The sequence below is a fragment of the Leclercia sp. Colony189 genome (assembly GCF_009740165.1).
Lineage (GTDB): Bacteria > Pseudomonadota > Gammaproteobacteria > Enterobacterales > Enterobacteriaceae > Enterobacter.
Map to the genome: position 1 here is coordinate 1325208 of NZ_CP046557.1, position 24110 is coordinate 1349317.

Consider the following 24110-nt stretch of genomic DNA (forward strand, 5'->3'; position numbering starts at 1 on the left):
TTGATGTGTAAGGGCTATGAGTGTAACGCCGTTTGGGGCAGGGGGAAAATATGTACGTGGCGGTTGGACAATTTGCAGTAACAGCGGAGTGGCAAAAAAATGCCGAAACCTGCGTGTCGCTGATGGCGCAGGCGGCAGAGCAGGGGGCATCGCTGCTGGTCCTACCCGAAGCGCTGCTGGCACGTGATGATAACGATCCCGACCTCTCTGTAAAGTCTGCCCAGCAGCTCGACGGAGGCTTTCTGACGCGGTTGCTGGAGGAGAGCGCACGTAATCACCTGACTACGGTACTGACCGTACATGTTCCTTCAAGCAGAGGCAGAGCCATTAACACCCTTGTCGCCCTACGCGACGGCAGGATCGTTGCGCAGTACGCCAAACTCCATCTTTATGATGCGTTCAGTATTCAGGAGTCCCGTCTGGTTGATGCGGGCTCGGTTGTACCGCCGCTGATTGAGATCGACGGCATCCATCTGGGGCTAATGACCTGCTACGATTTGCGCTTCCCGGAGATGGCATTGAATCTGGCGCTGGCGGGAGCAGAGGTATTGGTTTTACCTGCGGCATGGGTCAGAGGGCCGCTCAAGGAGCACCACTGGTCAATGCTTCTGGCGGCCCGGGCGCTGGACACAACCTGCTATGTGATCGCAGCAGGCGAGTGCGGCAATAAGAATATCGGTCAGAGCCGCATTATCGATCCCCTGGGCGTGACCATTGCAGCCGCGGCTGAAGGCCCGGCACTGTTGCTGGCTGAGATCGACCGGGAGCGCATCATCAAGGCGCGCCAGCAGTTGCCGGTCCTGCGCAACCGACGTTTCGCGCCACCGCAATTATTGTGAGTTTTTTAAACAACGCTTGATTCACCTTGTTACAGATTGCTATTGTGTGCGGGCGCCAAATGACCGTTAATAAGGTCGGGTTTTTAAGGCGCGAAATGCAGCCTGTTTACGTCAAGAAGGTATCTATGGGTGAGATTAGTATTACCAAACTGCTGGTGGTAGCCGCACTGGTTGTCCTGCTGTTTGGTACCAAAAAATTACGTACGCTGGGCGGAGACCTGGGTGCTGCCATCAAAGGCTTTAAAAAGGCGATGAACGAGGATGACGCAACGGCGAAAAGAAGTGCCGACGCGGATATCACTGCCGAGAAGCTCTCTCACAAAGAGTAACGGCAACGCGTTAAAGCGTTTGATAAAAAAAACCGGCCTGTAAGCCGGTTTTTTTATGGGTGAACTGTAAACTTTTGTGACGGGTTTACTTCACCTCTTCGCCTTTCGCCTGCATATCGGCGTGATAAGACGAACGCACAAACGGACCACAGGCAGCGTGGGTGAAGCCCATTGCCATCGCTTCGGCTTTCATCTCGTCAAACTCTTCCGGGCTCACGTAGCGCTGCACTGGCAGGTGGTGACGGCTTGGCTGCAAATACTGGCCCAGCGTCAGCATGGTGACGCCATGACGACGCAGATCGCGCATCACTTCAACGATCTCTTCGTTGGTTTCACCCAGCCCGACCATCAGACCCGATTTCGTCGGGATATCCGGATGGGCTTCTTTAAAGCGCTCCAGCAGCTTCAGTGACCAGTTGTAATCTGCACCCGGGCGCACCTGACGATAGAGGCGCGGTACGTTTTCCAGGTTGTGGTTAAAGACATCTGGCGGGTTGGCATTGAGAATCTCCAGCGCGCGATCCATACGGCCACGGAAGTCCGGAACCAGCGTCTCGATCTTAATGGACGGGCTTTTCTCACGGATGGCAGTGATGCAGTCAGCAAAGTGCTGAGCGCCGCCGTCGCGCAGATCGTCACGGTCGACGGAGGTGATAACCACATAGCGCAACGCCATATCAGCAATGGTCTGCGCCAGTTTCTGGGGTTCATTGGCGTCCGGGGCGACAGGACGTCCGTGGGCAACGTCACAGAATGGGCAACGGCGGGTACAGATTGCGCCGAGGATCATGAAGGTCGCGGTGCCGTGGTTGAAACATTCAGCGAGGTTCGGGCAGGAGGCTTCTTCACAAACGGAGTGAAGGCCGTTTTTGCGCATCGCCGCTTTAATTCCCTGAATACGCGAAGAGTCCGCCGGAAGTTTAATTTTCATCCATGCCGGTTTTCTTAACAGCGCTTCGCGCTCCGTAGCCACGTTTTTAACCGGGATTAGGGCCATTTTATCGGCATCGCGGTATTTAACACCGCGTTCCATCACAATGGGTTTACTCATAGCGTGCGTCTTCCAGTTGCGAATATCGAAGGAAAGCGTTTCAATTCAAGGGAATGTTGTATTTATCAACTATTTTTGAACGAACGACAGGCAGTATATCATTGATACGGACGATAAAGCAGCCTGCCCGGTCGCCAAATTGTAAAATAGTTGTTGTTTTGAGCCTTTTATGCGGAATAACCCGCTTTTATGGATGAGGATAAGGCTTAAAAGGCCTGGCGGATGACGTTGATGAGATTTTCCAGCACCGGGTCGCGCAGGCTCAGCTTGTTGTAATACAGCGAGATTTCTACGCATTCAGCATTGAGCGGGGCGAAGGGGATCTGCTCCAGCGGCCAGCAATGGCGTACCAGGTTAAACAGGCGCTCCGGGATGATACCAATCAGATCGCTGTTGCCGATCAGGGCGGCAATCGTAAAAAGATTGTAACTGCTGAAGTTGACCTGCTTTTCCGGGAAAATGTCGTTAATGCGTTGTCGCAGCCCATTCAGGTTTTGGCCTTCCAGCGTGAGCAGCGTTTGCTCATAGTGCTGCAAATTGTCTACCGTTGCGGCCTGGCTCAGCGCCGGATGGTCTTTACGGCAGATTAGCAGCAGTCTGTCGGCGAAAAGTACGTGGTGGCTCAGGGCGCGGGCATTCAGGGAATTGCTGTCCACAATCAGATCGGACTGGAACTGCCCTAACTGCGTCTCGGCGTCAACGATCGAAATATTACGCAGCATCAGGTGTGGCGCATGGATCTTCACGGCCTGGTAGATTGGCGGCAGAACCAGAGCGCCTACGGTCGGGGTCGTGCCAATGGTGATAGTGCGCTGCTTATCGTAGCTGCCGGTGAGATCCAGCGCCCCGAGAATCGATTCCAGCCCCTGGCTGATATATTCGTGCAGATGTGTGGCGTAGGCGGTGGGGGTCACCCCCTGGCCTTTACGAATAAAGAGCGGATCGGGAAAAATTGTCCGTAATTTTTGAATGGACTGACTAATTGCCGAGGGAGTGAGATTCAGAATTTTCGCAGCATTAACGATCCCTTTATGAACATATACCGCCTCAAAAATCGTCAATAAGTTGAGATCGATATTACGTAAAGTCCGAAAAATTTGCGGTTTTGCATCACTGCCGATTTCACTCAAGCGCTTTTCTGGAAGTTTATTATTATCCACGCTATCCCTCCATATATATTCACGATATAAATAATAGTTGAATTTAAATAATGTGCTTATTGAGATGGGTAAACAGGTTCTGTTAATTGAGGTTCTTTACATTAACTCTTTGAATTACATTGTTTTCGATCAGGCGTGACTGCGCCAGTCGGCATGCCATGCCGACGCGGAAAAACAGGTGAAACGCGAATGTGCAGACGTGTTGCAGGCGTTTTGAAAATATAGAAATCAGGGGGTGTTGTAAAGGATAAATGGTTCAAATAAGACTGGCTCATCAAATAAATGAGCCAGTCGGGAAAGAGAATTAAGCAGCAATATATTTATGAGGTGGATTATTTAGCAGTGCTAAAATAGAGTTAACCAAATGTGGGCGCGCCACCTCGGGCGTAATGTCCTTGACCCACTCACACATTTGCGCCATCTCCATCCCGGCATAACCGCAAGGGTTAATGCGCTGAAAAGGCGAAAGATCCATATTGATGTTTAATGCCAGACCGTGAAAAGAGCACCCTTTACGAATTCGCAGACCAAGGGAGCATATCTTTCTTTCACCGACATAGACGCCGGGAGCGTCCGCCCGCGGGTGCGCATCAATATCAAATTCAGCCAGCGTGTTAACCACTGTCTGTTCCAGCAGCGTCACCAGCTCGCGCACGCCGAGCTTTCTGCGTTTCAGGTTAAGCAGAACATACATCACCTGCTGGCCCGGCCCGTGATAGGTAATCTGTCCGCCACGATCGCTCTGGATAACCGGTATATCGCCAGGCATCAACAGATGCTCAGCTTTGCCTGCCTGGCCCTGGGTAAAGACGGGGGGATGCTCTACCAGCCAGATCTCATCCGGCGTGTTCTCGTCGCGTGTGTCAGTAAATTCATGCATAGCCTGGGAGACAGGCTCATAGGGCTGCAGCCCAAGCTGGCGAACGAGAAGGGTGTCCTGATACAAAACGATCTCTCCGAACGAAGGAACAAACTGTAGCGGGGAGTATATCACAGAGGGGAAGCAGGTTACCCGGCGATGCGGGTAACCGAAAGGCGTTAAAGCACCATACGAACGATATCGATATTGCCGAGCTCTTCGTACAGGGTCTCGACTTGTTCAATATGCGTGGCCGTGATGGTGATCGACACAGAGTGGTAGTTACCTTTGCTGCTTGGTTTCACCGTCGGAGAGTAGTCTCCTGGTGCATGGCGCTGTACCACCTCAACCACCTGATCAACCAGCTCAGGCAACGCCTGTCCCATTACTTTGTAAGTAAAAGGAGTAGGGAATTCAAGCAGTTCATTAAGTTTGGTTTTCATGGGAGCTCCGGCAGTACGTCAAAAAAATAATAACTCCCACATCAGGTGGGAGTTATCAGGTTACATAGTATATGGGGACAGAAATCACACTTTCAAGTGTTCAATTCTTAACCAAACCAGTGATGGAACATCAATTTAATGTAATCAATGATTTTGCCGAAGAAATTGCCTTCAGGGATTTCATCCAGCACCACCAGTGGGCGCTGATCGATGGTTTTACCATCGAGCTGGAAGTTGATGGTGCCGACAACCTGGTTTTTCTTCAGCGGGGCGTGCAGCTCGCTGGCGTTCAGCACATAGCTGGCCTTCAGATCTTTCATGCGTCCACGAGGAATGGTCAGGTAGAGATCTTTATCTACACCCAGGGAGGCACGATCGTTATTACCGAACCAGACCGGCTCAGAAGCAAACTCTTTCCCTGCTTTAAGCGGGTTAACGGTTTCGAAGAAGCGGAAGCCCCAGGTCAGCAGCTTCTTGCTCTCAGTCTCGCGTCCTTTAAAGGTACGACCGCCCATCACGGCAGAGATAAGACGCATCTGGCCTTCCGTCGCCGAGGCGACCAGGTTGTAACCCGCTTTTTCAGTGTGGCCGGTTTTGATGCCGTCAACGTTCAGGCTGTTGTCCCACAGCAGGCCGTTACGGTTGGTCTGACGAATACCGTTAAAGGTGAACTCTTTCTCTTTGTAGATGGTGTATTCGTTCGGTACGTCACGGATCAGCGCCTGACCAATCAGCGCCATATCGCGCGCAGAGCTGTACTGACCTTCAGCATCCAGGCCGTGAACCGTCTGGAAGTGGCTGTTTTTCAGACCCAGCGCGCTCACGTAGCTGTTCATCAGGCCGACAAAGGCATCCTGGCTGCCAGCCGCAAAGTCTGCCATCGCCACGCAGGCATCGTTACCGGACTGCAGGTTGATGCCGCGGATCAGCTGAGAGACAGGCACCTGCATACCCGGTTTCAGGAACATCAAAGATGAGCCCTTAAATACCGGGTTGCCGGTAGCCCATGCATCGTTACCGATGGTGACCAGGTCGGTCTCTTTGAATTTACCTGCTTTCATGGCCTGACCGATGACATAGCTGGTCATCATTTTGGTCAGACTGGCCGGATCGCGTCGTGCATCAGCGTTCTGTTCAGCCAACACTTTGCCGGAGTTGTAGTCGATCAGGATGTAGGATTCCGCGTCGATCTGCGGAACGCCAGGGATCATGGTCTTGATATTCAGGTCATCGGCGTGAGCAACAGAGAGCGTGGCAGCGCAAAGCGCCGTAGTGAGCGCCATGCGCTGCATAAAACGAGCGGAGAAAGTGGTCTTCATGGTCAGAACAACGACATCCGTGATGGAATTAAAAAAAGTGCCTTACTATAGCAAATGCTATACAGGCAGGCATCCGACTTTCAGCATGAGAATGTGAATCATCATGACAAAAACTGACAATTCGGATACCGCCGATTATCATTTTGCAACAGCGATAAATGACTGTAACTGCGCTTCATTCTGCAGGCGCTGCTGCAACGCGGCGGCCTCAGATTTGCTGGCAAACGGGCCTAACTGGATACGCCAGACTGCACCATTTTGCTCAACACGACCCGGAACACCAAACTGCTGGCCGAGGCGCTGCTGATACTGCTGCGCACGTGCCCGATCGCTGACTGCGCCAACCTGCACGACATAGCCACCGGCCTGGGCAGGGGCGGAAACGGGGGCCGTAACCGGCGCCTGAGTCGGAGCGGAAACTGGCGCAGTGACCGGAGCTGTCTGGTTCACCGGCGCGGTGACGACCGGCTGCGGCGCTGGCGGTTCGCTGCCTTCCAGTACACCTGGCGCAAGCGTGGTGGGTGCGCCGAGGAAACCGCTGCTGCTGACCGGTGCGCCCATGCTGTCTTCGCTTTTCAGCGTGTCGTTACTGATGGGGCGCACGTCACCCTGCGGCGCAGGTTCGGAAACGGACGACGCGCTACCCATACCGCCGCTCAGATCGGGACGCGCGGGCAGGGCATAAGTCTGTTTTGCCACGGTAGTACAGGCCATACCCGGGCCGGAGAGCGAGCCGTCCTGGGCGACAATAATCGGGTCGATCCGCACTTTGGTATTGTTTGACGTGTTCAGGCGGTCTGCCGCGGCGCGCGAAAGCGAGATGACGCGATCGTTGCCGTAAGGGCCCCGGTCATTAATACGTACCACGATCATCCGGCCATTCGCCAGGTTGGTGATACGCGCATAGCTCGGGATCGGCAGGGTCGGATGCGCAGCCGTAAGCTGCATTGGATCAAACACTTCACCGGATGCGGTCAGGTTGCTTCCCGGCTCGGCATCATAAATAGCCGCCAGGCCTGCCTGACTGAAGCGGGAAAGATCCTGGACGATTTTGTAGCTCTTACCGTCTCGCTCGTAATCCTGGTTCGCGGTAGCGCTGAGCGGTTCAAAGCGCGGATCGGCTCCGCTGATCTCAACCACCGGACCATTACATACTGCCGGCTGCGGCGGTGCGACGGTCGCTTGCTGCTGACCATCGTCACTTGTACAGGCTGCCAGTAAACTCACTGCGATGCAGATCCCAGACCACTGCTTACGCATTGCGTGCCCCTTATACGCTTTTTGACAACATTTTTCTGTGTGTGTGGATCGACATGACGATCCCGAACCCGGCCATCAGAACAATCAGGGCCGAGCCTCCGTAACTCACCAGGGGAAGCGGTACGCCTACCACCGGCAGAATACCGCTCACCATACCAATATTTACGAAAACATAAACGAATAAAATCAACATCAAGCCACCGGCCATCACGCGGCCAAAGGTGGTTTGCGCCCGGGCGGCTATCCACAATCCACGCATGATCAACAGCAGGTAGAGCGCCAGCAGGATCAAAATCCCCACCAGACCTAACTCTTCGGCCAGTACCGCGAAGATAAAGTCGGTGTGGCGTTCGGGCAGGAACTCAAGCTGCGACTGTGTTCCGTGCAGCCAGCCTTTACCGCGCAGGCCGCCAGAGCCGATTGCAATCTTCGACTGTATAATATGATAGCCTGCTCCCAGCGGGTCGCTCTCCGGATCCAGCAGCATCATCACACGCTGACGCTGGTAATCATGCATCAGGAAGAACCACAGAATCGGTACAAAGGCTGCGACCAGCACCACCGCAATGCCGATAAGCCGCCAGCTCAGGCCAGAGAGGAACAGTACGAACAGGCCGGAGAGGGCGATCAGGATTGAGGTGCCGAGGTCTGGCTGCGCCGCCACCAGCAGCGTCGGCAGGAAGATCAGCACCAGCGCGATAGCCGTATTTTTCAGCGACGGCGGACACACATCACGGTTGATAAAGCGCGCCACCATGAGGGGGACGGCGATTTTCGCAATCTCTGAAGGCTGAAAACGCACGATACCCAGGTCGAGCCAGCGCTGCGCGCCTTTCGAAATCGCCCCGAACGCATCGACCGCCACCAGCAGAATAATACAGAAGATGTAGAGATAGGGGGCCCAGCCTTCGTAGACGCGCGGCGGGATCTGCGCCATCACCACCATGATGATCAGACCCATGGTGATCTGGCCGATCTTGCGTTCGGTCATCCCGAGGTCCTGGCCGCTGGCGCTCCAGATGACCAGGGCGCTATAAACCAGCAGCGCCAGCAGGATCAGCAGCATGGCCGGGTCGATGTGGATCTTGTCCCACAGCGATTTTTTATTCGGATTATCCGTCACGATTATTGGTCCTCCGCGCCGGCGGCAGCCGGGCTCTCGCTCGGCAGGTCAGTGTTGTTGTCACCCAGCATAATGTGGTCAAGGATCTGGCGCATAATGGTGCCGACCGCCGGGCCGGCACCGCCGTTTTCCAGAATGATCGACACAGCAACCTGCGGGTTCTCATAAGGGGCAAACGCAATCATCAGCTTATGGTCACGCAGACGTTCAGCAATTTTGTGTGCGTTATAGGTTTCGTTCGCCTTCAGGCCGAAGACCTGCGCAGTACCGGATTTGGCAGCAATTTTGTACGGTGCGCCGGCAAAGTACTTATGGGCCGTACCGTTCGCGCGGTTAGCAACGCCGTACATCCCGTCTTTGGCAATTTCCCAGTAACCGGAGTGGATGTCTCCCACCGGCGGTTCATGGGGCTGCGCCCACGGCACTTTTTTGCCATCTTCGACGGTGCTCATTAGCAGGTGCGGCACTTTCACCACCCCGTCGTTGATAAGGATCATCAGCGCTTTGTTCATCTGGATCGGGGTCGCGGTCCAGTAGCCCTGGCCGATGCCTACCGGAATGGTGTCACCCTGATACCACGGCTTTTTAAAGCGTTTCAGCTTCCATTCGCGGGTTGGCATGTTACCGGAACGCTCTTCGGCCAGGTCGATACCGGTGTAATGGCCATAGCCAAATTTGCCCATCCATTCCGAGAGTCGGTCGATGCCCATATCGTAGGCCACCTGGTAGAAGAAGGTATCCGCCGACTCCTCCAGCGATTTGGTGACGTTCAGATGACCGTGCCCCCACTTTTTCCAGTCGCGGTAGCGTTTTTCAGATCCCGGCAGCTGCCACCAGCCCGGGTCGAAGAGACCGGTGTTGCGGGTGATGACCCCGGCGCTCAGGGCAGAGACCGCCACGTACGGTTTCACCGTTGACGCAGGCGGATAGACCCCCTGGGTCGCGCGGTTGACCAGCGGCGTATTCGGGTCGTTGAGCAGGCCAGAATAGTCTTTGCTGGAGATGCCATCCACAAACAGGTTCGGGTCATAGCTCGGGGTTGAAACCAGCGACAGAATGCTGCCGGTGCGCGGATCGGTGACAATCACCGCCGCACGACTGCCTGCCAGCAGGGTTTCGATATACTGCTGGAGCTTAAGATCCAGGGTCAGATAGATGTCATGTCCGGCCTGCGGCGGCACCTCTTTTAACTGACGGATCACCCTTCCCCGGTTGTTAACCTCAACTTCTTCATAACCGGTCTGGCCGTGGAGAACGTCTTCGTAATAACGCTCAATACCCAGCTTGCCGATATCGTGCGTTGCCGCGTAGTTGGCGAGCTTGCCATCTTTATCCAGCCTGTCGACATCTTTATCGTTGATTTTCGAGACATAGCCGATAACGTGGGTTAGCGCAGAGCCGTACGGATAGAAGCGACGTTTGTAGCCTTTAACTTCCACGCCGGGGAAGCGGTACTGGTTCACGGCGAAGCGGGCAACCTGCACTTCGGTGAGGTTGGTTTTTACCGGGATCGAGGTAAAGCGGTGCGAGCGTGAGCGCTCTTTTTTGAAGGCGGCGATATCGTCATCAGTAAGATCGACCACATTGCGCAGCGCATCAAGCGTCTGCTGCACGTTATCGACCTTCTCCGGCATCATTTCAATCTGGTAGATGGTGCGGTTCAGCGCCAGCGGCGTACCGTTGCGGTCATAGATGATGCCGCGACTGGGGGCGATGGGAACAAGTTTGATGCGGTTTTCGTTGGAGCGGGTCTGGTAATCGGTAAAACGGACAATCTGCAGATTATAGAGGTTGGCGATCAGCACGCCAGTCAGCAGCAAAATCCCCAAAAAGGCGACCAGCGCCCGGCGCACAAACAGCGCGGACTCAGCCGTATAGTCGCGAAAAGAATTCTGTAGTTTCATCCGCTGCTTAATTTATCCAGGACTTAATCATTACTCACGGTGATAAGGGTGGTTGGTCGTGATGCTCCACGCGCGGTAGAGGCTTTCAGCAACCAGAACCCGAACCAGCGGGTGGGGGAGCGTCAGCGCGGAGAGAGACCAACTCTGTTCTGCTGCCGCTTTGCAGGCGGGGGATAACCCCTCCGGTCCGCCAATTAACAGGCTGACGTCGCGACCGTCCTGCTTCCAGCGTTCCAGCTCAACCGCCAGTTGCGGCGTATCCCAGGGTTTGCCCGGAATATCGAGAGTGACGATGCGGTTTTTACCGGCAGCAGCCAGCATCAGTTCACCCTCTTTATCGAGAATACGTTTGATATCCGCGTTTTTACCGCGCTTGCCAGCGGGGATCTCCACCAGCTCGAACGGCATGTCTTTTGGAAAACGACGCAGATATTCAGTAAACCCCGTTTGTACCCAGTCGGGCATTTTTGTACCGACGGCTACCAGTTGCAGCTTCACGCATTAACCCCAGAGTTTTTCCAGTTCATACAGGCGACGGCTCTCTTCCTGCATGACGTGGACAATCACATCGCCAAGGTCAACGACGACCCAGTCAGCGGTCGCTTCGCCTTCAACGCCGAGCGGCATCATGCCGGCAGCGCGAGACTCCTGAACCACATGATCGGCGATGGAGGCAACATGGCGCGTAGAAGTGCCGGTGCAGATAATCATGCAATCGGTGATGCTTGATTTGCCCTGAACGTCGATAGCAATGATGTCCTGACCTTTCAGATCATCAATTTTGTCGATAACAAAATCCTGGAGTGCTTTACCCTGCAAGTTTTCCCCCTGGGAGAGTGAGATTGAACAACTATAAATTCGTAGCCAGACAGTATACCTGAACTGGCTGCAGTGTCGGGACAAATGTCACCGGACGGGCATGAGAAGGCGGGTATCATCCCACCCTCAGCCGAAGATTGCATCGCCATTTTTGTAAAACAGTTTTTGTAAAACAGTGCTGGCGGGAAGTCTGGCAGCGGAGGATATCAGCCTGGTCGGGGGTGTCAATGGCGAGAGCGCGAATGGCGCGCTTTTTCTCCCGGGCGCCAGTCAGTTGCTGCTTTTCTGATACAACCCCTGCTGTTGAATATAACGCAACACCGGCATCGGTAACATCTCATCACAGGGGAGCCCCTGCTGCAGGCGCTGGCGGATAAGTGTGGCTGAGATATCAAACCAGGGCGTCTCCGCGAGGTAAATTTTGCCGGCAGGCTGGTTGTGCAGATCTTCAGATTGATAAGTCAGGTGCTGCTCCAGCCACAGCTGATGCCGCTCCTCTTTCATCGCCAGGGGATAGCCTGGCCGACGGCAGACGATTAAATGGCTGTTATCGAGGATTGTTTCGTACTGATACCAGCTCGGGAAATTGAGCAGCGAGTCCTGGCCGATAATAAAGGCCAGCGGCTTCTCCGGCCCTTGTTCGCGTCGCCACTCCTCTAGCGTCTGCGCCGTATAGGAGGGGCTGTTCCGGCGCAGCTCGCGCTCATCAAGAACAAACAGCGGTTTATCGGCGATCGCCAGCTCCAGCATCTGTTTGCGCTGGGCGGGGGTAGCCTCGGGCTGCGGGCGATGCGGCGGCACGTTGTTCGGCATAATAGTGACGCATTGCAGGCCAATCTGGTTGGCCAGGATCTCGACCGGTTTCAGATGCCCGTAATGTACCGGGTCAAAGGTGCCGCCATAGAGTGCCTGTAGAGAGTGCATCTCTTACCCTTCTATAAAAATGTCTGCCAGCGCCTTGTGGCACAGCAGCAGCGAGAGACTCTCCAGCTCAGACCAGATCGACTGACCGTAATCCTGCTTCAGAGTCAGTTCGGTGCGTGTCAGAAGCTGAACGGCCTGGCGCAGCTGTTCCGGGCTCAGCCGGTTCAGGGCTTCGGTGGTCATGACGCGGCGGTTCTGCCAGACCCGGTGTTTATCAAACAGCGCGCGCAAAGGCGTATGCGCTGACTGGCGTTTAAGCGTCACCAGCAGCAGCAGTTCCCGCTGTAAGGTTCGCAGCAGAATCACCGGCTCGCTGCCTTCGAGACGCAGCTGCTGCAGGATATGCAGAGCGCGTTTGCTCTTAGCGGACAGCAGGGCATCGACCCAGTGGAAAGGGGTAAAGTGCGCCGCGTCGTTAACTGCCTGCTCAACGCGCGGTAAGGTCAGTTTGCCATCGGGCCAGAGCAGCGCCAGCCGCTCCAGAGCCTGGGCCAGCGCCAGCAGATTACCTTCGTAACAGTAACAAAGGAGCTGATTGGCCGCGTCATCCAGCTGCAGATTGCGCTGCTTTGCCCGGGCTGCCACCCATTTTGGCAGATGCGCCTGCTCCGGTGTCTGGCAGGTCACCAGCACCGAATGGTTTGCCAGCGCCGTAAACCAGGCGGCATTTTCCTGGGCTTTGGTCAGTTTATTACCGCGAACGATCAGCAGCAGATCGCTGTGCAGCAGGCTAACCAGCGTGGCAAGCTGTTCGTTGATCGCCGCGTTAGGGCCATTTTCCGGGAGCTGGATAAGCAGCGTTTGCCGGGCAGCAAACAGGCTCATGGCCTGGCAAAGGGAGAAAATCTCCTGCCAGTCGGTGCTGTTATCCAGGGTGAAACTGTGGTGCTCCTCAAAGCCCTGAGTGGCCGCAAACTGACGCACGGCGTCCTGGCTTTCCTGGAGCAGCAGCGGATCGTTTCCGAGAAGCAGATACGCCGCGCGCAGCCCTTCATTGAGCTGCGCGCGGAGTTGTTCAGGGTACAATCTGAGCATTACTGACCCAGCGTCGTGGAGACGCGCGAGGAGGATGCCGTTGGCTGAGCAGCAGGCTGAGCTTTCAGGTCATTCTCTTTTTCAGCAGTCTGGACGCTCGGCAGCTTACGGATCAGCTGTTCCGCCGCCTTGTCGTACATTTCGTTGATGATAATGGTCTGCTCTGCGTCTTTCGCCAGTGCCGTCTGCGGGTTATCGAAGAACGAACGGTAGACCTTGGTGCTGATAGGGTAAATGTCGCTACCCGGGATCAGTACCGCAGCGTGCACTTCCATCACCATCTGGTATTCCGCAGTACGACCATCCTGGAAGATGGAGGCGGTATCCTGGCTCAGGGTAGAGTTCAGGATGCGGAACGATGGGATGTCCTGGCGCAGCGTACCTTTTTCGATCAGTTCAACGCCGTTAAGACGCAGCTGGTTACGAATGGCACGGCTAAGCGGACCATTTGGATCGCCCGAATCGAAAATCATCGTTTTCATCTGCTCCGGCACCTGTGTGGTGTTACGCAGATGCCAGCCACATCCGGCGGTGACCAGCACCGCCAGCGATAACAGTAATGTTGCCAGTTGTCGCACGCTTCCTCCCGCGCTTAGCCAACGACCAGGTTCAGCAGTTTACCAGGCACGTAGATCACTTTACGTACGGTAACGCCATCAAGATACTTCGCCACCAGAGTTTCCTGGCCAGCACGCTCGCGGACCTGCTCTTCGGTTGCATCAACCGGAACAGTAATCTTACCGCGAACTTTACCGTTGACCTGCACGACGACCAGCGTGGTGTTTTCCACCATTGCGGATTCATCAGCCATCGGCCACGGCGCATTGTCGATATCGCCTTCGCCGTTCAGCTCCTGCCACAGGGTGAAGCTGACGTGCGGGGTGAACGGGTTCAACATACGTACCACTGCCAGCAGCGCTTCACGCATGATGGCGCGATCCTGCTCGCCCTCCTGCGGGGCTTTCGCCAGCTTGTTCATCAATTCCATAATAGCCGCAATTGCGGTATTGAAGGTCTGACGGCGACCAATATCATCGGTCACTTTGGCAATCGTTTTATGCACATCGCGACGCAGCGCCTGCTGATCTTCCGTCAGCGCCGCGGTATTCAGTGCCGGTGCGTCACCCTGAGCGGTGTGCTCGTAAACCAGTTTCCAGACACGTTTCAGGAAGCGGTTAGCCCCTTCCACGCCGGACTCCTGCCATTCCAGAGTCATATCCGCCGGCGAGGCGAACATCATGAACAGGCGCACGGTATCGGCACCGTAGCGCTCAACCATCACCTGCGGGTCAATGCCGTTGTTTTTGGACTTCGACATTTTGCTCATGCCGGTATAAACCAGCTCGTGGCCCGCGGCATCTTTCGCCTTCACGATACGGCCTTTTTCGTCGCGCTCAACGATGGCATCTACCGGGGAGACCCAGTTACGCTCGCCGTTTGCGCCCACGTAGTAGAAGGCGTCGGCCAGCACCATGCCCTGACACAGCAGCTGTTTGGCTGGCTCGTCAGAGTTCACCAGGCCCGCGTCGCGCATCAGCTTGTGGAAGAAGCGGAAGTAGAGCAGGTGCATGATGGCGTGTTCGATACCGCCAATGTAGATATCTACCGGCAGCCAGTAGTTTGCGGCTTTGGAATCCAGCATGCCTTCCTGATGCTGCGGGCAGGTATAACGCGCATAGTACCAGGAGGACTCCATGAAGGTGTCGAAGGTGTCGGTTTCACGCAGCGCAGGCATACCGTTTACGGTAGTCTTCGCCCACTCAGGGTCGGCTTTGATTGGGCTGGTGATGCCGTCCATGACCACATCTTCCGGCAGGATCACCGGGAGTTGATCTTCTGGCGTTGGCATAACGGTGCCATCTTCCAGGGTGACCATTGGAATTGGCGCGCCCCAGTAACGCTGACGGGAAACGCCCCAGTCGCGCAGACGGTAGTTAACTTTACGCTCGCCGACGCCCAGCGCGGCCAGTTTGTCAGCAATGGCGTTAAAGCCCTCTTCAAAGCTCAGGCCGCTAAATTCACCGGAGTTAAACAGGGTGCCTTTTTCGGTCAATGCCTGTTCAGACAGGTCAGGCTCGCTGCCATCTGCTGCCAGGATAACCGGCTTGATCGCCAGGTTGTATTTGGTGGCAAACTCATAGTCGCGCTGATCGTGACCCGGAACCGCCATGACAGCGCCCGTACCGTATTCCATCAGCACGAAGTTGGCGACCCAGACCGGGATTGCTTCGCCGGTCAGCGGGTGTTTGGCGTAGAAACCGGTGGCAACGCCTTTTTTCTCCATCGTCGCCATGTCAGCTTCGGCCACTTTAGTGTTGCGGCATTCGTCGATGAAGGTCGCCAGTTCCGGATTGTTCTCTGCCGCTTTCTGCGCCAGCGGGTGACCTGCGGCCACGGCCAGGTAGGTCGCGCCCATGAAGGTGTCCGGACGGGTGGTGTAAACGGTCAGTTTCCGATCGTAGTTTTCAACGTTAAAGGTGATTTCCACCCCTTCAGAACGCCCGATCCAGTTACGCTGCATGGTTTTCACGGTATCTGGCCAGTGGTCCAGATTATCCAGATCGTTCAGCAGTTCGTCGGCATAAGCGGTGATTTTGATGAACCACTGTGGGATCTCTTTACGCTCAACCTTGGTGTCGCAGCGCCAGCAGCAGCCGTCAATAACCTGTTCGTTCGCCAGAACGGTCTGATCGTTCGGGCACCAGTTAACGGCGGACGTTTTCTTGTAGACCAGCCCTTTTTTGTAGAGCTCGGTGAAGAACTTCTGCTCCCAGCGGTAGTATTCCGGGGTGCAGGTCGCCAGCTCGCGGCTCCAGTCATAGCCAAAGCCCAGCATTTTGAGCTGGTTTTTCATATAGGCGATATTGTCGTAGGTCCATGGCGCCGGCGCGGTGTTGTTTTTTACCGCAGCCCCTTCAGCAGGCAGACCAAACGCATCCCAGCCGATAGGCTGCAGCACGTTTTTACCCAGCATACGCTGATAGCGGGCGATCACATCACCGATGGTGTAGTTACGCACGTGGCCCATGTGTAGTCGGCCAGAAGGATAGGGAAGCATCGACAGGCAGTAATACTTCTCTTTGCTCTCGTCTTCGGTGACTTCAAAAGTGCGCTTCTCGTCCCAGTGTTGCTGGACTTTCGATTCTATCTCTTCCGGGCGGTATTGCTCTTGCATGGCAGCCAGTGGTCCTGTGTTCAATACAGCTACAAACGTAGCCAATGGATGTGGTAATTCAGATCCGCATAGCATAGCCCAAACGCCCGCGTCAAAACAGCCTTTACCACTAAAAGCGCCTTGCAGGAATTTACGTAGAGTGTGGATGACCTGACAAAGCGGGGCGCAAATAAGGTCTATCATTAGAGAGGTTTACTTACCCGGGAGGCAAAATGATGAACAAGGTTGCTCAATTTTACCGTGAACTGGTCGCCACATTGACAGAACGTCTGCGGAATGGTGAGCGTGATATTGATGCGCTCGTCGAGCATGCACGCGTTAAGGTGATGCAGACGGGTGAGTTAACGCGCACCGAAGTGGAAGAGGTGACCCGCGCGGTTCGCCGCGATCTGGAAGAGTTCGCCCGTAGCTATGGCGAGAGTCAGGACGAGGCCACCGACAGCGTATTTATGCGGGTGATCAAAGAGAGCCTCTGGCAGGAGCTGGCGGACATTACCGATAAAACCCAGCTGGAGTGGCGTGAGGTCTTTCAGGATCTGAACCACCACGGGGTGTATCACAGCGGTGAGGTTGTCGGGCTGGGGAATCTGGTATGCGAGAACTGCCATTTCCACATGGCGATTTATACGCCGGAGATGCTGCCGGTCTGTCCTAAATGCGGCCACGATCAGTTCCAGCGTCGGCCATTTGAACCCTGAGGTAAACGCAACGATGCGCGAGGCGCGCATCGTTGCGTTTTGGCACTTATTGCGCGCGCTTGATCTCAACAGAGTTAAAGTGTTGCAGGCCGCCCATTTCACTGGTGCTGTTATGCGATGAAGTCAGCACCAGTCTGGATGCGGACAGGGTGCCTTTATCACAGGTTTGCAGTTTAAATAAACCGCAGCGATAGCCGCCATTCTCAACTTTATTTGCCGTGATATTGAGCGTATCGTCGGCGCTAATCGTGCCGCGGTTGGTAAACCGGGCGTTTTTCGTGTTTAAGGTCATGTTTTTTAACGCGTGAATGGACCCCTCATTCCATAATTCCTGCCCCGAGTTGAGTGTGATGTCGTTGGCGTAAAGGGTGCCCGCGTTCTTGAGGGTCTGATTATTTATTTCAATTGACGGGGCGGTGATATCGCCAAGGTTGGTGAGGTTGTTAACGTTAGCCGTGAACTTCTTCCATACCTCAGTATTGGCTGTCGCCGTCTGCCCGAACATGCCATTGGTCTGCACAATGAGATCGCCCTGTGAAACCAACTGGCCTTCGTTGATGATTGAGCCATTGCTGATGGCGTTATGTTCCTGATTAGCTGACTGAATGATCACATTATCATAACCGTACAGGTTGCCGGTAATCTGCATCGCGCTGCCAGAGAAATTCACGCGTACATTTTGGCCGCTAATGGATCCGCCGTTAAGAACGTTATTCAGGACGTTAACGTTAGTATTACCGTTGGAAGTGAGAGTAGAACCATAGCGGGTAATGAGGTCGCCGTAGGTCGTTAACTCCAGCCCTTCCTGGCCTTTGATGTTACCCTTATTCTCCACGCTTCCATAGTTGGACAATATCAACTGTTTGGTCGAGGTGATATTGCCCTCGTTAATCAGATGATTCATCCCGCGAATCAGCGTATTGTTTTTGGTGCTAATGTTCCCCGTATTATACAGAACGCCAGCTGAAACCACCTGAGTGGCAAAGCCATTGCTGTTGATAGCGCCTTCGTTCACCAGCGCGCCGTTGCTGGCCATTGCCAGGCTGGTATTCGCAACGATAGTGCCCTTGTTACGCACGCCAAAACCCAGGTTATTACCCATCATGGTAATGGAGTTGGCGCGGACCCCGCCGAAGTTAGCGATATCAATGCTGTAGACCGGATTATTTAGCTCTTCTTCGGTTGCCTGTTTCTTATGGGAGGTCACCACATCGGTTTTCCCATCCATGGTGAAACTACCCGCGCTCAGATAGGCGTTGCTGGCTTCCAGGGTGCCGGTGAGCTTAATGGCGTCCGCCAGCAGCATGACGTAACTGTTTTCGGCGTTCATGCCGTTGCCGTTGATAGTGATGTTGCCTTTCGTCACGTCATAGCTGCCAATGGCGCCACTTTCAGCCAGATTCACTTTACCGGTGGTCAGAATGGCTTTATTAGTGTTAATGAAGCTACAGCCTGAACAGGTAATACCGTTCGGGTTAGCGACAATGACATCGGCTTTTTGGCCCGACACTTCCATAAAACCAGCGAGGAGACTGGCTTTGTTCGAGGCCACTTCATTGAGGATCACCGATGCCGCAGCGCCATCCAGGTTACTGTTTTTTGCGATGTCGCCATATTTGCTGTGCGTAGCATCTGCCAGGTTGTTATTGAAGATAACGCCTTTGCTGTCGACGTTAAATTCATTATAAATATTATGAGACACACCCGCCTTGTTGGGCTTTTCAATATCGATGACTTTAGGCCCATTCCCCAATTTATAGGTGTTTGGCTCAGCCATGACCACGGATGAACTCAGCGCGGCGGCAAGCGCTACGTAGATGATTTTCATTTTGAACATATTATTTATTCCTTTAAATAGAAGTACTCTGTAGAATTAACGCGAGATTGCTGTATATGTGGCGATTAAAACCTCCATTTTAATGACATACCTAAATTCAGTGCGTCGCTATGGAAATTATCCGGCTTGACCAGTGGGGTCGCGACGAAGAGATCGTATTGCGTCAGATATTTTTCACCCCGGAGCCCGATTACCGCGCCTGATAATACTTTTCCATTATAATAATTCGGGCTGCCAATCATTCGGCCAATATCTAAACCCAGGTAAAGCTGCTGGTTCGGGTCGGGAAGATCCCAGATGAAGTCGTTACGCCAGTACCATCCCTGATGGCCGGAAAGGGTGTTTTCACCGTCGAAACCGCGTACCGTCCAGCGGTTGCCGATATTGAACTGATTGTCGGAAGAGAGGATATCCGGTGAAAATTGCGCGCGAATCTGCGGGGCATAGCTAAATTTATCCCCTGTCAGATCGAATTTCAGTAATGCCTGGATCTCGGCATGGAGTACGCGTGAGAACTTGCTGTAAAGGTTAGCTTTCTCCTCGGGGGTCGGCGTGGAGCGTAGCCACGCCAGGCTGCGCTGAATGCCCAGGCTGGCATCGACCACTTTGCGGTCGAAATAACGCTGATGACGCAGGGTCATTTCCCATCCCGGATTCTGTTTGCGCATGACCTCGATTTCGGTGCCGCCTAAAAAGTAGCTCGACCGGCTTTTAAATATCCGGCCCTCAAGGGTCGTTTTCTGCTGGCGTGTGTGGGAAAGCAGACGAGAGAGCGTGGCGCTGTAATAGCGATTTTTCGAGATGTACTCGCTTGTAGTCCAGTATCCTTTGAAAAGCTGGCGATATTCGCTGTATGCGCCGTAGAGCGCTAACGCCCAGTAGCCAAAGGGGACGGAATAGTAAAGGCTGCCGTTGTGGTTGCCATCTTTGCGCTGGTTGAATTCAACATCACCGCCAGCCGAGAGATAGAAAATGTCGTTCAGACGGGTGATGTCATACAGATAGAGGGCCGCGCCGCCCAGATAGCGGCCGCTGGCGCGGCTGCCTGAGTCGTCCAGCCATGCACCTGCCTGCCACTTTTTACCCAGTTGACGGGTTAATGAAATGTCGGTTTCCGCGTGGTGCTCCCCCGGTATAAGCTGCATATGGGCTGAGGAACCTGGAAGGCGTTGCAGGTTGGCCATGCCTTGCTCCAGATCGGATAAGCGCAGGGTATCGCCGGAAGAGAAAGGCAACGTGTTCCAGAGTGCCGTCGTCGCTTTTGTCCTGGGCTGAAAAGCAATTTTCCCGATTGTCCCGTAGGTCAGAATCAGGTGCAGGACACCCCCTTCCAGGGATTGCTGCGGTACGTTGATTAACGAGGTGATATATCCCTTTACCAACAACTCGTTCTGCATGGTATTAGAGAGCAGGCGGATGCCTTTAATACCGAGGCATTTATTCACCCCCTGCCTGGTGATTTTACCCAGCAGCCTGCTGGTTAATTTTTCATCGTCAGATTCAATAATGATTTTATTTATATTTTTGCAGATTGCTTCGTTTGGAAAATTGATAATCCCCGGGCGACTATTTTCACGCGTGGAGGAATGTTCCTGTTCCTGCGGCGTCAGCGCGGAATAACGGGCTTTATCCTGCTCAATTTGGTTAGCGGTGCCGCTTGAAACACTGGCTTCAGCGAGCGGGCAGACTGCGAGTAAAATTAACAGGCTGGAAAGCAGCCTGTTTTTATTAATTAGCATGAAGCAACATCCATTTTGTTTCATTTAATCTGTTGGGGCGCCAGTCCATAAATGTGAGAATCATTCTCAGGATTTATCTGCGGCATGCATAGTTTCAGTGCCGAATGCCGCGAATGCAAATTATGTATATTTTTAGCAAAGCTAATCCTTTTTATTTATTTTAAATGAGCAGGGCTGGTTTTTTCTGAAAAGGGCTGGATAATATCCAGAATTTGTCTTTTCCACCACTCTCAACTATCTCAAGAAAGCATGAATTCATTATTTTCAGCTTTGCTTTTATATATTTTACGGAGAATTATTTGCAGGATAAATGGAAAAAGCGCCCGCCCGGGGTCGGGCGCCGGTCAATTAACGTGAATAAAATGTCAGTTTCTCTGCCAGTAAATCAACAAACGCCTGGCGATCGATATCCAGCATAATGTCGGTATTAGGCGTATTGCCGCTGAGGAAGTAGTAATCGACCACGGTCATTCCCTGGGTATACTTGCCCTGGGTTTCAACACCAACCCAGCGTTTAACCGTGCTAAAAATCTCAGGTTTTAACAGCCAGGCGATAGTGCAGGGGTCGTGCAGCGGTGCGCCCTGAAATCCCCACTTCTCGGTCCTGTGATACTCCATAAAGAAATCGAGCAGCTCCGCTACTGTAGTGGCCACCGGGTTACCGATCTGACGAAAACGTTCGATATCCTCCGCCATAATTTGCGCCTGATGCGTCACATCCAGCCCGGCCATGACCACCGGAATGCCGGACTGAAAGACGATCTCGGCCGCCTCGGGGTCAACAAAGATGTTGAATTCCGCCGCAGGCGTCCAGTTACCCAGCCCCATCGCACCACCCATGATCACAATCCGGGCGATTTTCGCATGCAGTTCAGGGTGGCCATTCAGCAGCAGGGCGACGTTGGTTTGCGGACCGGTAGAGACCAGCGTCACCGGTTCTGTGCTTTCGCGCAGTACGTTTGCCATCAGCTCCACTGCCGTACAATCCTGCGGCGCAAAATCTGGCTCGGGGAGGGCAGGGCCGTCAAGCCCACTTTCCCCGTGTACATTGTCGGCAATGATCAGATCGCGCATCAGGGGCTTAATCGCGCCGCCTGCCACCGGAATATCGCCGCGTTTCAGCAGGGTCAGCATGCGCAGCACATTGCGCAGGGTTTTGTCAGGGGTCTGGTTACCGGCAGAAGAGGTTACAGCCTTGAGCTCAAGCTCGGGTGAGGCGAGGGCAAGGACGAGTGCTATCGCGTCATCATGACCCGGATCGCAATCGAGGATAATGGGCAGTGCCATAGAAATCTCCATTTCTCAGTGTTGTTTGGCGACAAGGCTAACGCTGAAGGCAGAGGCAGACGAGATAAAGAGATAAAAAGCGTGAAGCGGTGCGCAATCTGAGCGATTGCGCACCGGGGAGATTAATGCAGGATCTTGGCGAGGAAGTCTTTAGCGCGTTCAGACTGCGGGTTATTAAAGAACTCCTCTTTCGCGGAGTCCTCGACGATTTTCCCCTCATCCATAAAGATCACGCGGTTTGCGACTTTACGCGCAAAGCCCATTTCGTGCGTGACCACCATCATGGTCATTCCTTCCTGCGCCAGTTGCACCATAACATCCAGCACTTCATTGATCATCTCCGGATCAAGGGCGGAGGTCGGCTCATCAAAGAGCATCGCGACGGGATCCATACAGAGCGCACGGGCAATCGCCACGCGCTGCTGCTGGCCGCCGGACAGCTGCGCCGGGAATTTATCGGCATGGGCGGAGAGGCCCACGCGCTCCAGCAGTTTCAGCCCTTTCTCACGTGCGGCCGCCTTATCGCGCTTGAGGACTTTGACCTGCGCCAGGGTCAGGTTCTCAATGATCGACAGATGCGGGAAGAGTTCAAAGTGCTGGAACACCATCCCGACGTTGGAACGCAGCTTCGCCAGATTGGTCTTCTTGTCATTCACCCTGGTGCCGTTGACGATGATCTCACCCTGCTGCACCGGCTCAAGACCGTTCACGGTTTTAATCAGCGTGGATTTACCCGAGCCGGATGGCCCGCACACCACTACCACTTCGCCCTTTTTCACTTCCGTGGAGCAGTCGGTCAGCACCTGAAAGTGCCCATACCATTTAGAAACATTTTTCAGGGAAATCATTACACTGTCCTTTTCTTCAGCCAGCTGACCAACAGCGACGCGCTTAAACTAATTGCAAAATAGACCGTACCTGCGAACAGGATCATCTCAACCTGGGTACCATCGCGCTCGCCGATGGTAGAGGCGGTACGGAAGAAGTCTGCCAGGCTCAATACATAAACCAGCGAGGTATCCTGGAACAGCACGATACCCTGGGTGAGCAGCAGCGGAACCATGGCGCGGAACGCCTGCGGCAGAATGATGAGCTTCATCGACTGCCAGTGGGTCATGCCTAACGCCAGCGCAGCGCTGGACTGCCCGCGGGAGATACTCTGGATCCCGGCACGAATAATTTCTGAATAGTAGGCCGCCTCAAACATGGAGAAGGCCACCATTGCCGAGATTAAACGGATATCGGATTTCGGCGACAGGCCTAAAACGTTCTGCAGGAACCCAGGAACGATCAGATAGAACCACAGCAGCACCATCACCAGCGGGATAGAACGGAAAACGTTCACGTAAGCGGTCGCAAACCAGGCCACAGGCTTAAAGCTCGACAGACGCATTACCGCCAGCAGGGTACCCCAGACAATCCCGACAATCACCGCCGTCAGGGTGATCTTCAGCGTGATGATCAGGCCATCGATCAGGTAGGGCATGGAGGGAACAATAGAGCTCCAGTCAAATTCGTACATTATTTGCCCCCCAGGTTGCCCGGCAGGCGAACTTTACGTTCAACCAGGTTCATCACCAGCATAATGACAGCATTAATCAATACATAGGCCAGGGTAATGGCGGTGAAGGATTCCCACGCATGGGCGGAATAATCCAGCAGTTTGCCCGCCTGCGCGGCCATATCCACCAGACCGATGGTCGAGGCGATGGCCGAGTTTTTCACCAGGTTCATCATCTCCGACGTCATCGGCGGCACAATCACGCGGTAGGCATTTGGCAGCAGGACGTAGCGGTAAGCCTGCGGCAGGGTAAGACCCATCGCCAGCGCCGCATTTTTTTGTCCACGTGGCAGAGACTGGATCGCCGCACGCACCTGCTCGCAGACGCGGGCGGCGGTGAACAGGCCCAGACAGAGCATCGAGGAGACGAAGAACTGCACGTTTGGATCCAGTTCCGATTTGAACCACATGCCGATATCTTCCGGCAGCAGTTCCGGGATGACCAGATACCAGGTAAAGAACTGCACGATTAACGGAACGTTACGGAACAGTTCGACGTAGCAGGTGCCAATGGAAGAGAGAAAACGGTTAGGCACGGTACGCAAAATACCGAACAACGAGCCGACAAGAAACGCAATAATCCAGGCGGTGATCGACAGCGCGACCGTGACCTGAAAACCGCTCCACAGCCAGCCAAGATAGGTGGTGTTGCCGAACGGGGCTTGCTGCAGGAAAATGCCCCAGTTCCAGTCAATTGACATAGTAAACTCCAGAAAAAAAAGGGTAGCAGCGCTACCCTCGAAGATTG

The 24110-nt window shown here is 54.2% G+C and carries 23 protein-coding genes; 3 read left to right on the forward strand and 20 right to left on the reverse strand.

Features of this window, described 5'->3' with window-relative positions; translation table 11 throughout:
* Positions 1-50: 50 nt before the first annotated feature.
* Together GNG29_RS06210 and tatE are read left to right on the forward strand one after the other, a co-directional pair.
* A complete protein-coding gene (locus GNG29_RS06210; RefSeq protein ID WP_156654090.1) occupies positions 51-839 on the forward strand; it encodes a deaminated glutathione amidase in 789 nt (262 codons plus the stop codon).
* A gap of 125 nt (positions 840-964) precedes the next feature.
* Positions 965-1168 (forward strand): twin-arginine translocase subunit TatE, encoded by a 204-nt coding sequence (tatE, locus tag GNG29_RS06215; protein WP_103178659.1) that lies wholly within the window; start codon positions 965-967, stop codon positions 1166-1168.
* 85 nt (positions 1169-1253) lie between these two features.
* Here tatE and lipA read toward each other — a convergent pair whose 3' ends face one another.
* From lipA to leuS, 14 genes are all read right to left on the reverse strand, one after another.
* A complete protein-coding gene (gene lipA, locus GNG29_RS06220; protein ID WP_103178660.1) occupies positions 1254-2219 on the reverse strand; it encodes a lipoyl synthase in 966 nt (321 codons plus the stop codon).
* Between the two features lie 206 nt (positions 2220-2425).
* Positions 2426-3379, reverse strand: coding sequence for a YbeF family transcriptional regulator (locus tag GNG29_RS06225; protein ID WP_156654091.1), 954 nt, complete (start codon positions 3377-3379; stop codon positions 2426-2428).
* 304 nt (positions 3380-3683) lie between these two features.
* A complete protein-coding gene (gene lipB / locus GNG29_RS06230; RefSeq protein ID WP_103178662.1) occupies positions 3684-4325 on the reverse strand; it encodes a lipoyl(octanoyl) transferase LipB in 642 nt (213 codons plus the stop codon).
* Positions 4326-4417: 92 nt separating this feature from the next.
* On the reverse strand, positions 4418-4681 hold the full coding sequence (gene ybeD, locus GNG29_RS06235) for a DUF493 family protein YbeD (protein WP_003022706.1): 264 nt from the start codon (positions 4679-4681) through the stop codon (positions 4418-4420).
* 107 nt (positions 4682-4788) lie between these two features.
* On the reverse strand, positions 4789-6000 hold the full coding sequence (gene dacA, locus GNG29_RS06240) for a D-alanyl-D-alanine carboxypeptidase DacA (protein ID WP_103178663.1): 1212 nt from the start codon (positions 5998-6000) through the stop codon (positions 4789-4791).
* Between the two features lie 138 nt (positions 6001-6138).
* Positions 6139-7260, reverse strand: coding sequence for an endolytic peptidoglycan transglycosylase RlpA (gene rlpA, locus GNG29_RS06245; RefSeq protein WP_103178664.1), 1122 nt, complete (start codon positions 7258-7260; stop codon positions 6139-6141).
* Positions 7261-7270: 10 nt separating this feature from the next.
* Positions 7271-8383 carry a peptidoglycan glycosyltransferase MrdB gene (gene mrdB, locus GNG29_RS06250; protein ID WP_103178665.1) on the reverse strand — a complete coding sequence of 371 codons (1113 nt, stop codon included), beginning with the start codon at positions 8381-8383 and terminating at the stop codon, positions 7271-7273.
* Between the two features lie 2 nt (positions 8384-8385).
* Positions 8386-10287 carry a peptidoglycan DD-transpeptidase MrdA gene (mrdA, locus tag GNG29_RS06255; protein WP_103178666.1) on the reverse strand — a complete coding sequence of 634 codons (1902 nt, stop codon included), beginning with the start codon at positions 10285-10287 and terminating at the stop codon, positions 8386-8388.
* A 30-nt stretch (positions 10288-10317) separates the two neighbouring features.
* Complete coding sequence (gene rlmH / locus GNG29_RS06260) at positions 10318-10785, reverse strand: 23S rRNA (pseudouridine(1915)-N(3))-methyltransferase RlmH (RefSeq protein WP_103178667.1); 468 nt, start codon at positions 10783-10785, stop codon at positions 10318-10320.
* A 3-nt stretch (positions 10786-10788) separates the two neighbouring features.
* Complete coding sequence (rsfS, locus tag GNG29_RS06265; protein ID WP_103178668.1) at positions 10789-11106, reverse strand: ribosome silencing factor; 318 nt, start codon at positions 11104-11106, stop codon at positions 10789-10791.
* Between the two features lie 270 nt (positions 11107-11376).
* Entirely contained in the window at positions 11377-12030 is a 654-nt protein-coding gene (gene nadD, locus GNG29_RS06270) for a nicotinate-nucleotide adenylyltransferase (protein WP_103178670.1), read from the reverse strand.
* A gap of 3 nt (positions 12031-12033) precedes the next feature.
* On the reverse strand, positions 12034-13065 hold the full coding sequence (gene holA, locus GNG29_RS06275; RefSeq protein WP_156654092.1) for a DNA polymerase III subunit delta: 1032 nt from the start codon (positions 13063-13065) through the stop codon (positions 12034-12036).
* On the reverse strand, positions 13065-13643 hold the full coding sequence (lptE, locus tag GNG29_RS06280; RefSeq protein WP_103178672.1) for an LPS assembly lipoprotein LptE: 579 nt from the start codon (positions 13641-13643) through the stop codon (positions 13065-13067). The genes holA and lptE overlap by 1 nt, the downstream gene beginning before the upstream one ends.
* Before the next feature lie 14 nt (positions 13644-13657).
* Complete coding sequence (gene leuS, locus GNG29_RS06285; RefSeq protein ID WP_156654093.1) at positions 13658-16240, reverse strand: leucine--tRNA ligase; 2583 nt, start codon at positions 16238-16240, stop codon at positions 13658-13660.
* Positions 16241-16455: 215 nt separating this feature from the next.
* Between leuS and GNG29_RS06290 the strand changes: the two genes are divergently transcribed.
* The gene (locus tag GNG29_RS06290) at positions 16456-16938 is read left to right on the forward strand and encodes a zinc ribbon-containing protein (RefSeq protein WP_103823619.1); all 483 of its coding nucleotides are present in this window, start codon (positions 16456-16458) and stop codon (positions 16936-16938) included.
* A gap of 46 nt (positions 16939-16984) precedes the next feature.
* Here GNG29_RS06290 and GNG29_RS06295 read toward each other — a convergent pair whose 3' ends face one another.
* From GNG29_RS06295 to gltJ, 6 genes are all read right to left on the reverse strand, one after another.
* Positions 16985-18775, reverse strand: coding sequence for a filamentous hemagglutinin N-terminal domain-containing protein (locus tag GNG29_RS06295; RefSeq protein WP_156654094.1), 1791 nt, complete (start codon positions 18773-18775; stop codon positions 16985-16987).
* 65 nt (positions 18776-18840) lie between these two features.
* A complete protein-coding gene (locus tag GNG29_RS06300) occupies positions 18841-20514 on the reverse strand; it encodes a ShlB/FhaC/HecB family hemolysin secretion/activation protein (protein ID WP_156654095.1) in 1674 nt (557 codons plus the stop codon).
* Positions 20515-20862: 348 nt separating this feature from the next.
* Positions 20863-21801, reverse strand: coding sequence for a pyrimidine-specific ribonucleoside hydrolase RihA (rihA, locus tag GNG29_RS06305; protein ID WP_156654096.1), 939 nt, complete (start codon positions 21799-21801; stop codon positions 20863-20865).
* A 122-nt stretch (positions 21802-21923) separates the two neighbouring features.
* Entirely contained in the window at positions 21924-22649 is a 726-nt protein-coding gene (locus tag GNG29_RS06310) for an amino acid ABC transporter ATP-binding protein (RefSeq protein WP_103178677.1), read from the reverse strand.
* Positions 22649-23323 (reverse strand): glutamate/aspartate ABC transporter permease GltK, encoded by a 675-nt coding sequence (gltK, locus tag GNG29_RS06315; RefSeq protein ID WP_156654097.1) that lies wholly within the window; start codon positions 23321-23323, stop codon positions 22649-22651. Before gltK ends, GNG29_RS06310 begins: the two co-directional genes overlap by 1 nt.
* Positions 23323-24063, reverse strand: coding sequence for a glutamate/aspartate ABC transporter permease GltJ (gltJ, locus tag GNG29_RS06320; RefSeq protein ID WP_103178679.1), 741 nt, complete (start codon positions 24061-24063; stop codon positions 23323-23325). Before gltJ ends, gltK begins: the two co-directional genes overlap by 1 nt.
* Between the last annotated feature and the right edge of the window lie 47 nt (positions 24064-24110).

Coding starts and splice junctions, on each gene's coding strand:
- GNG29_RS06210 (WP_156654090.1), top strand. CDS start 51: ATGTACGTGGCGGTTGGACAATTTGCAGTAACAGCGGAGTGGCAAAAA.
- tatE (WP_103178659.1), top strand. CDS start 965: ATGGGTGAGATTAGTATTACCAAACTGCTGGTGGTAGCCGCACTGGTT.
- lipA (WP_103178660.1), bottom strand. CDS start 2,219: ATGAGTAAACCCATTGTGATGGAACGCGGTGTTAAATACCGCGATGCC.
- ybeD (WP_003022706.1), bottom strand. CDS start 4,681: ATGAAAACCAAACTTAATGAACTGCTTGAATTCCCTACTCCTTTTACT.
- dacA (WP_103178663.1), bottom strand. CDS start 6,000: ATGAAGACCACTTTCTCCGCTCGTTTTATGCAGCGCATGGCGCTCACT.
- rlpA (WP_103178664.1), bottom strand. CDS start 7,260: ATGCGTAAGCAGTGGTCTGGGATCTGCATCGCAGTGAGTTTACTGGCA.
- mrdA (WP_103178666.1), bottom strand. CDS start 10,287: ATGAAACTACAGAATTCTTTTCGCGACTATACGGCTGAGTCCGCGCTG.
- nadD (WP_103178670.1), bottom strand. CDS start 12,030: ATGCACTCTCTACAGGCACTCTATGGCGGCACCTTTGACCCGGTACAT.
- holA (WP_156654092.1), bottom strand. CDS start 13,065: ATGCTCAGATTGTACCCTGAACAACTCCGCGCGCAGCTCAATGAAGGG.
- leuS (WP_156654093.1), bottom strand. CDS start 16,240: ATGCAAGAGCAATACCGCCCGGAAGAGATAGAATCGAAAGTCCAGCAA.
- GNG29_RS06290 (WP_103823619.1), top strand. CDS start 16,456: ATGAACAAGGTTGCTCAATTTTACCGTGAACTGGTCGCCACATTGACA.
- GNG29_RS06295 (WP_156654094.1), bottom strand. CDS start 18,775: ATGTTCAAAATGAAAATCATCTACGTAGCGCTTGCCGCCGCGCTGAGT.
- GNG29_RS06300 (WP_156654095.1), bottom strand. CDS start 20,514: ATGCTAATTAATAAAAACAGGCTGCTTTCCAGCCTGTTAATTTTACTC.
- rihA (WP_156654096.1), bottom strand. CDS start 21,801: ATGGCACTGCCCATTATCCTCGATTGCGATCCGGGTCATGATGACGCG.
- GNG29_RS06310 (WP_103178677.1), bottom strand. CDS start 22,649: ATGATTTCCCTGAAAAATGTTTCTAAATGGTATGGGCACTTTCAGGTG.
- gltK (WP_156654097.1), bottom strand. CDS start 23,323: ATGTACGAATTTGACTGGAGCTCTATTGTTCCCTCCATGCCCTACCTG.
- gltJ (WP_103178679.1), bottom strand. CDS start 24,063: ATGTCAATTGACTGGAACTGGGGCATTTTCCTGCAGCAAGCCCCGTTC.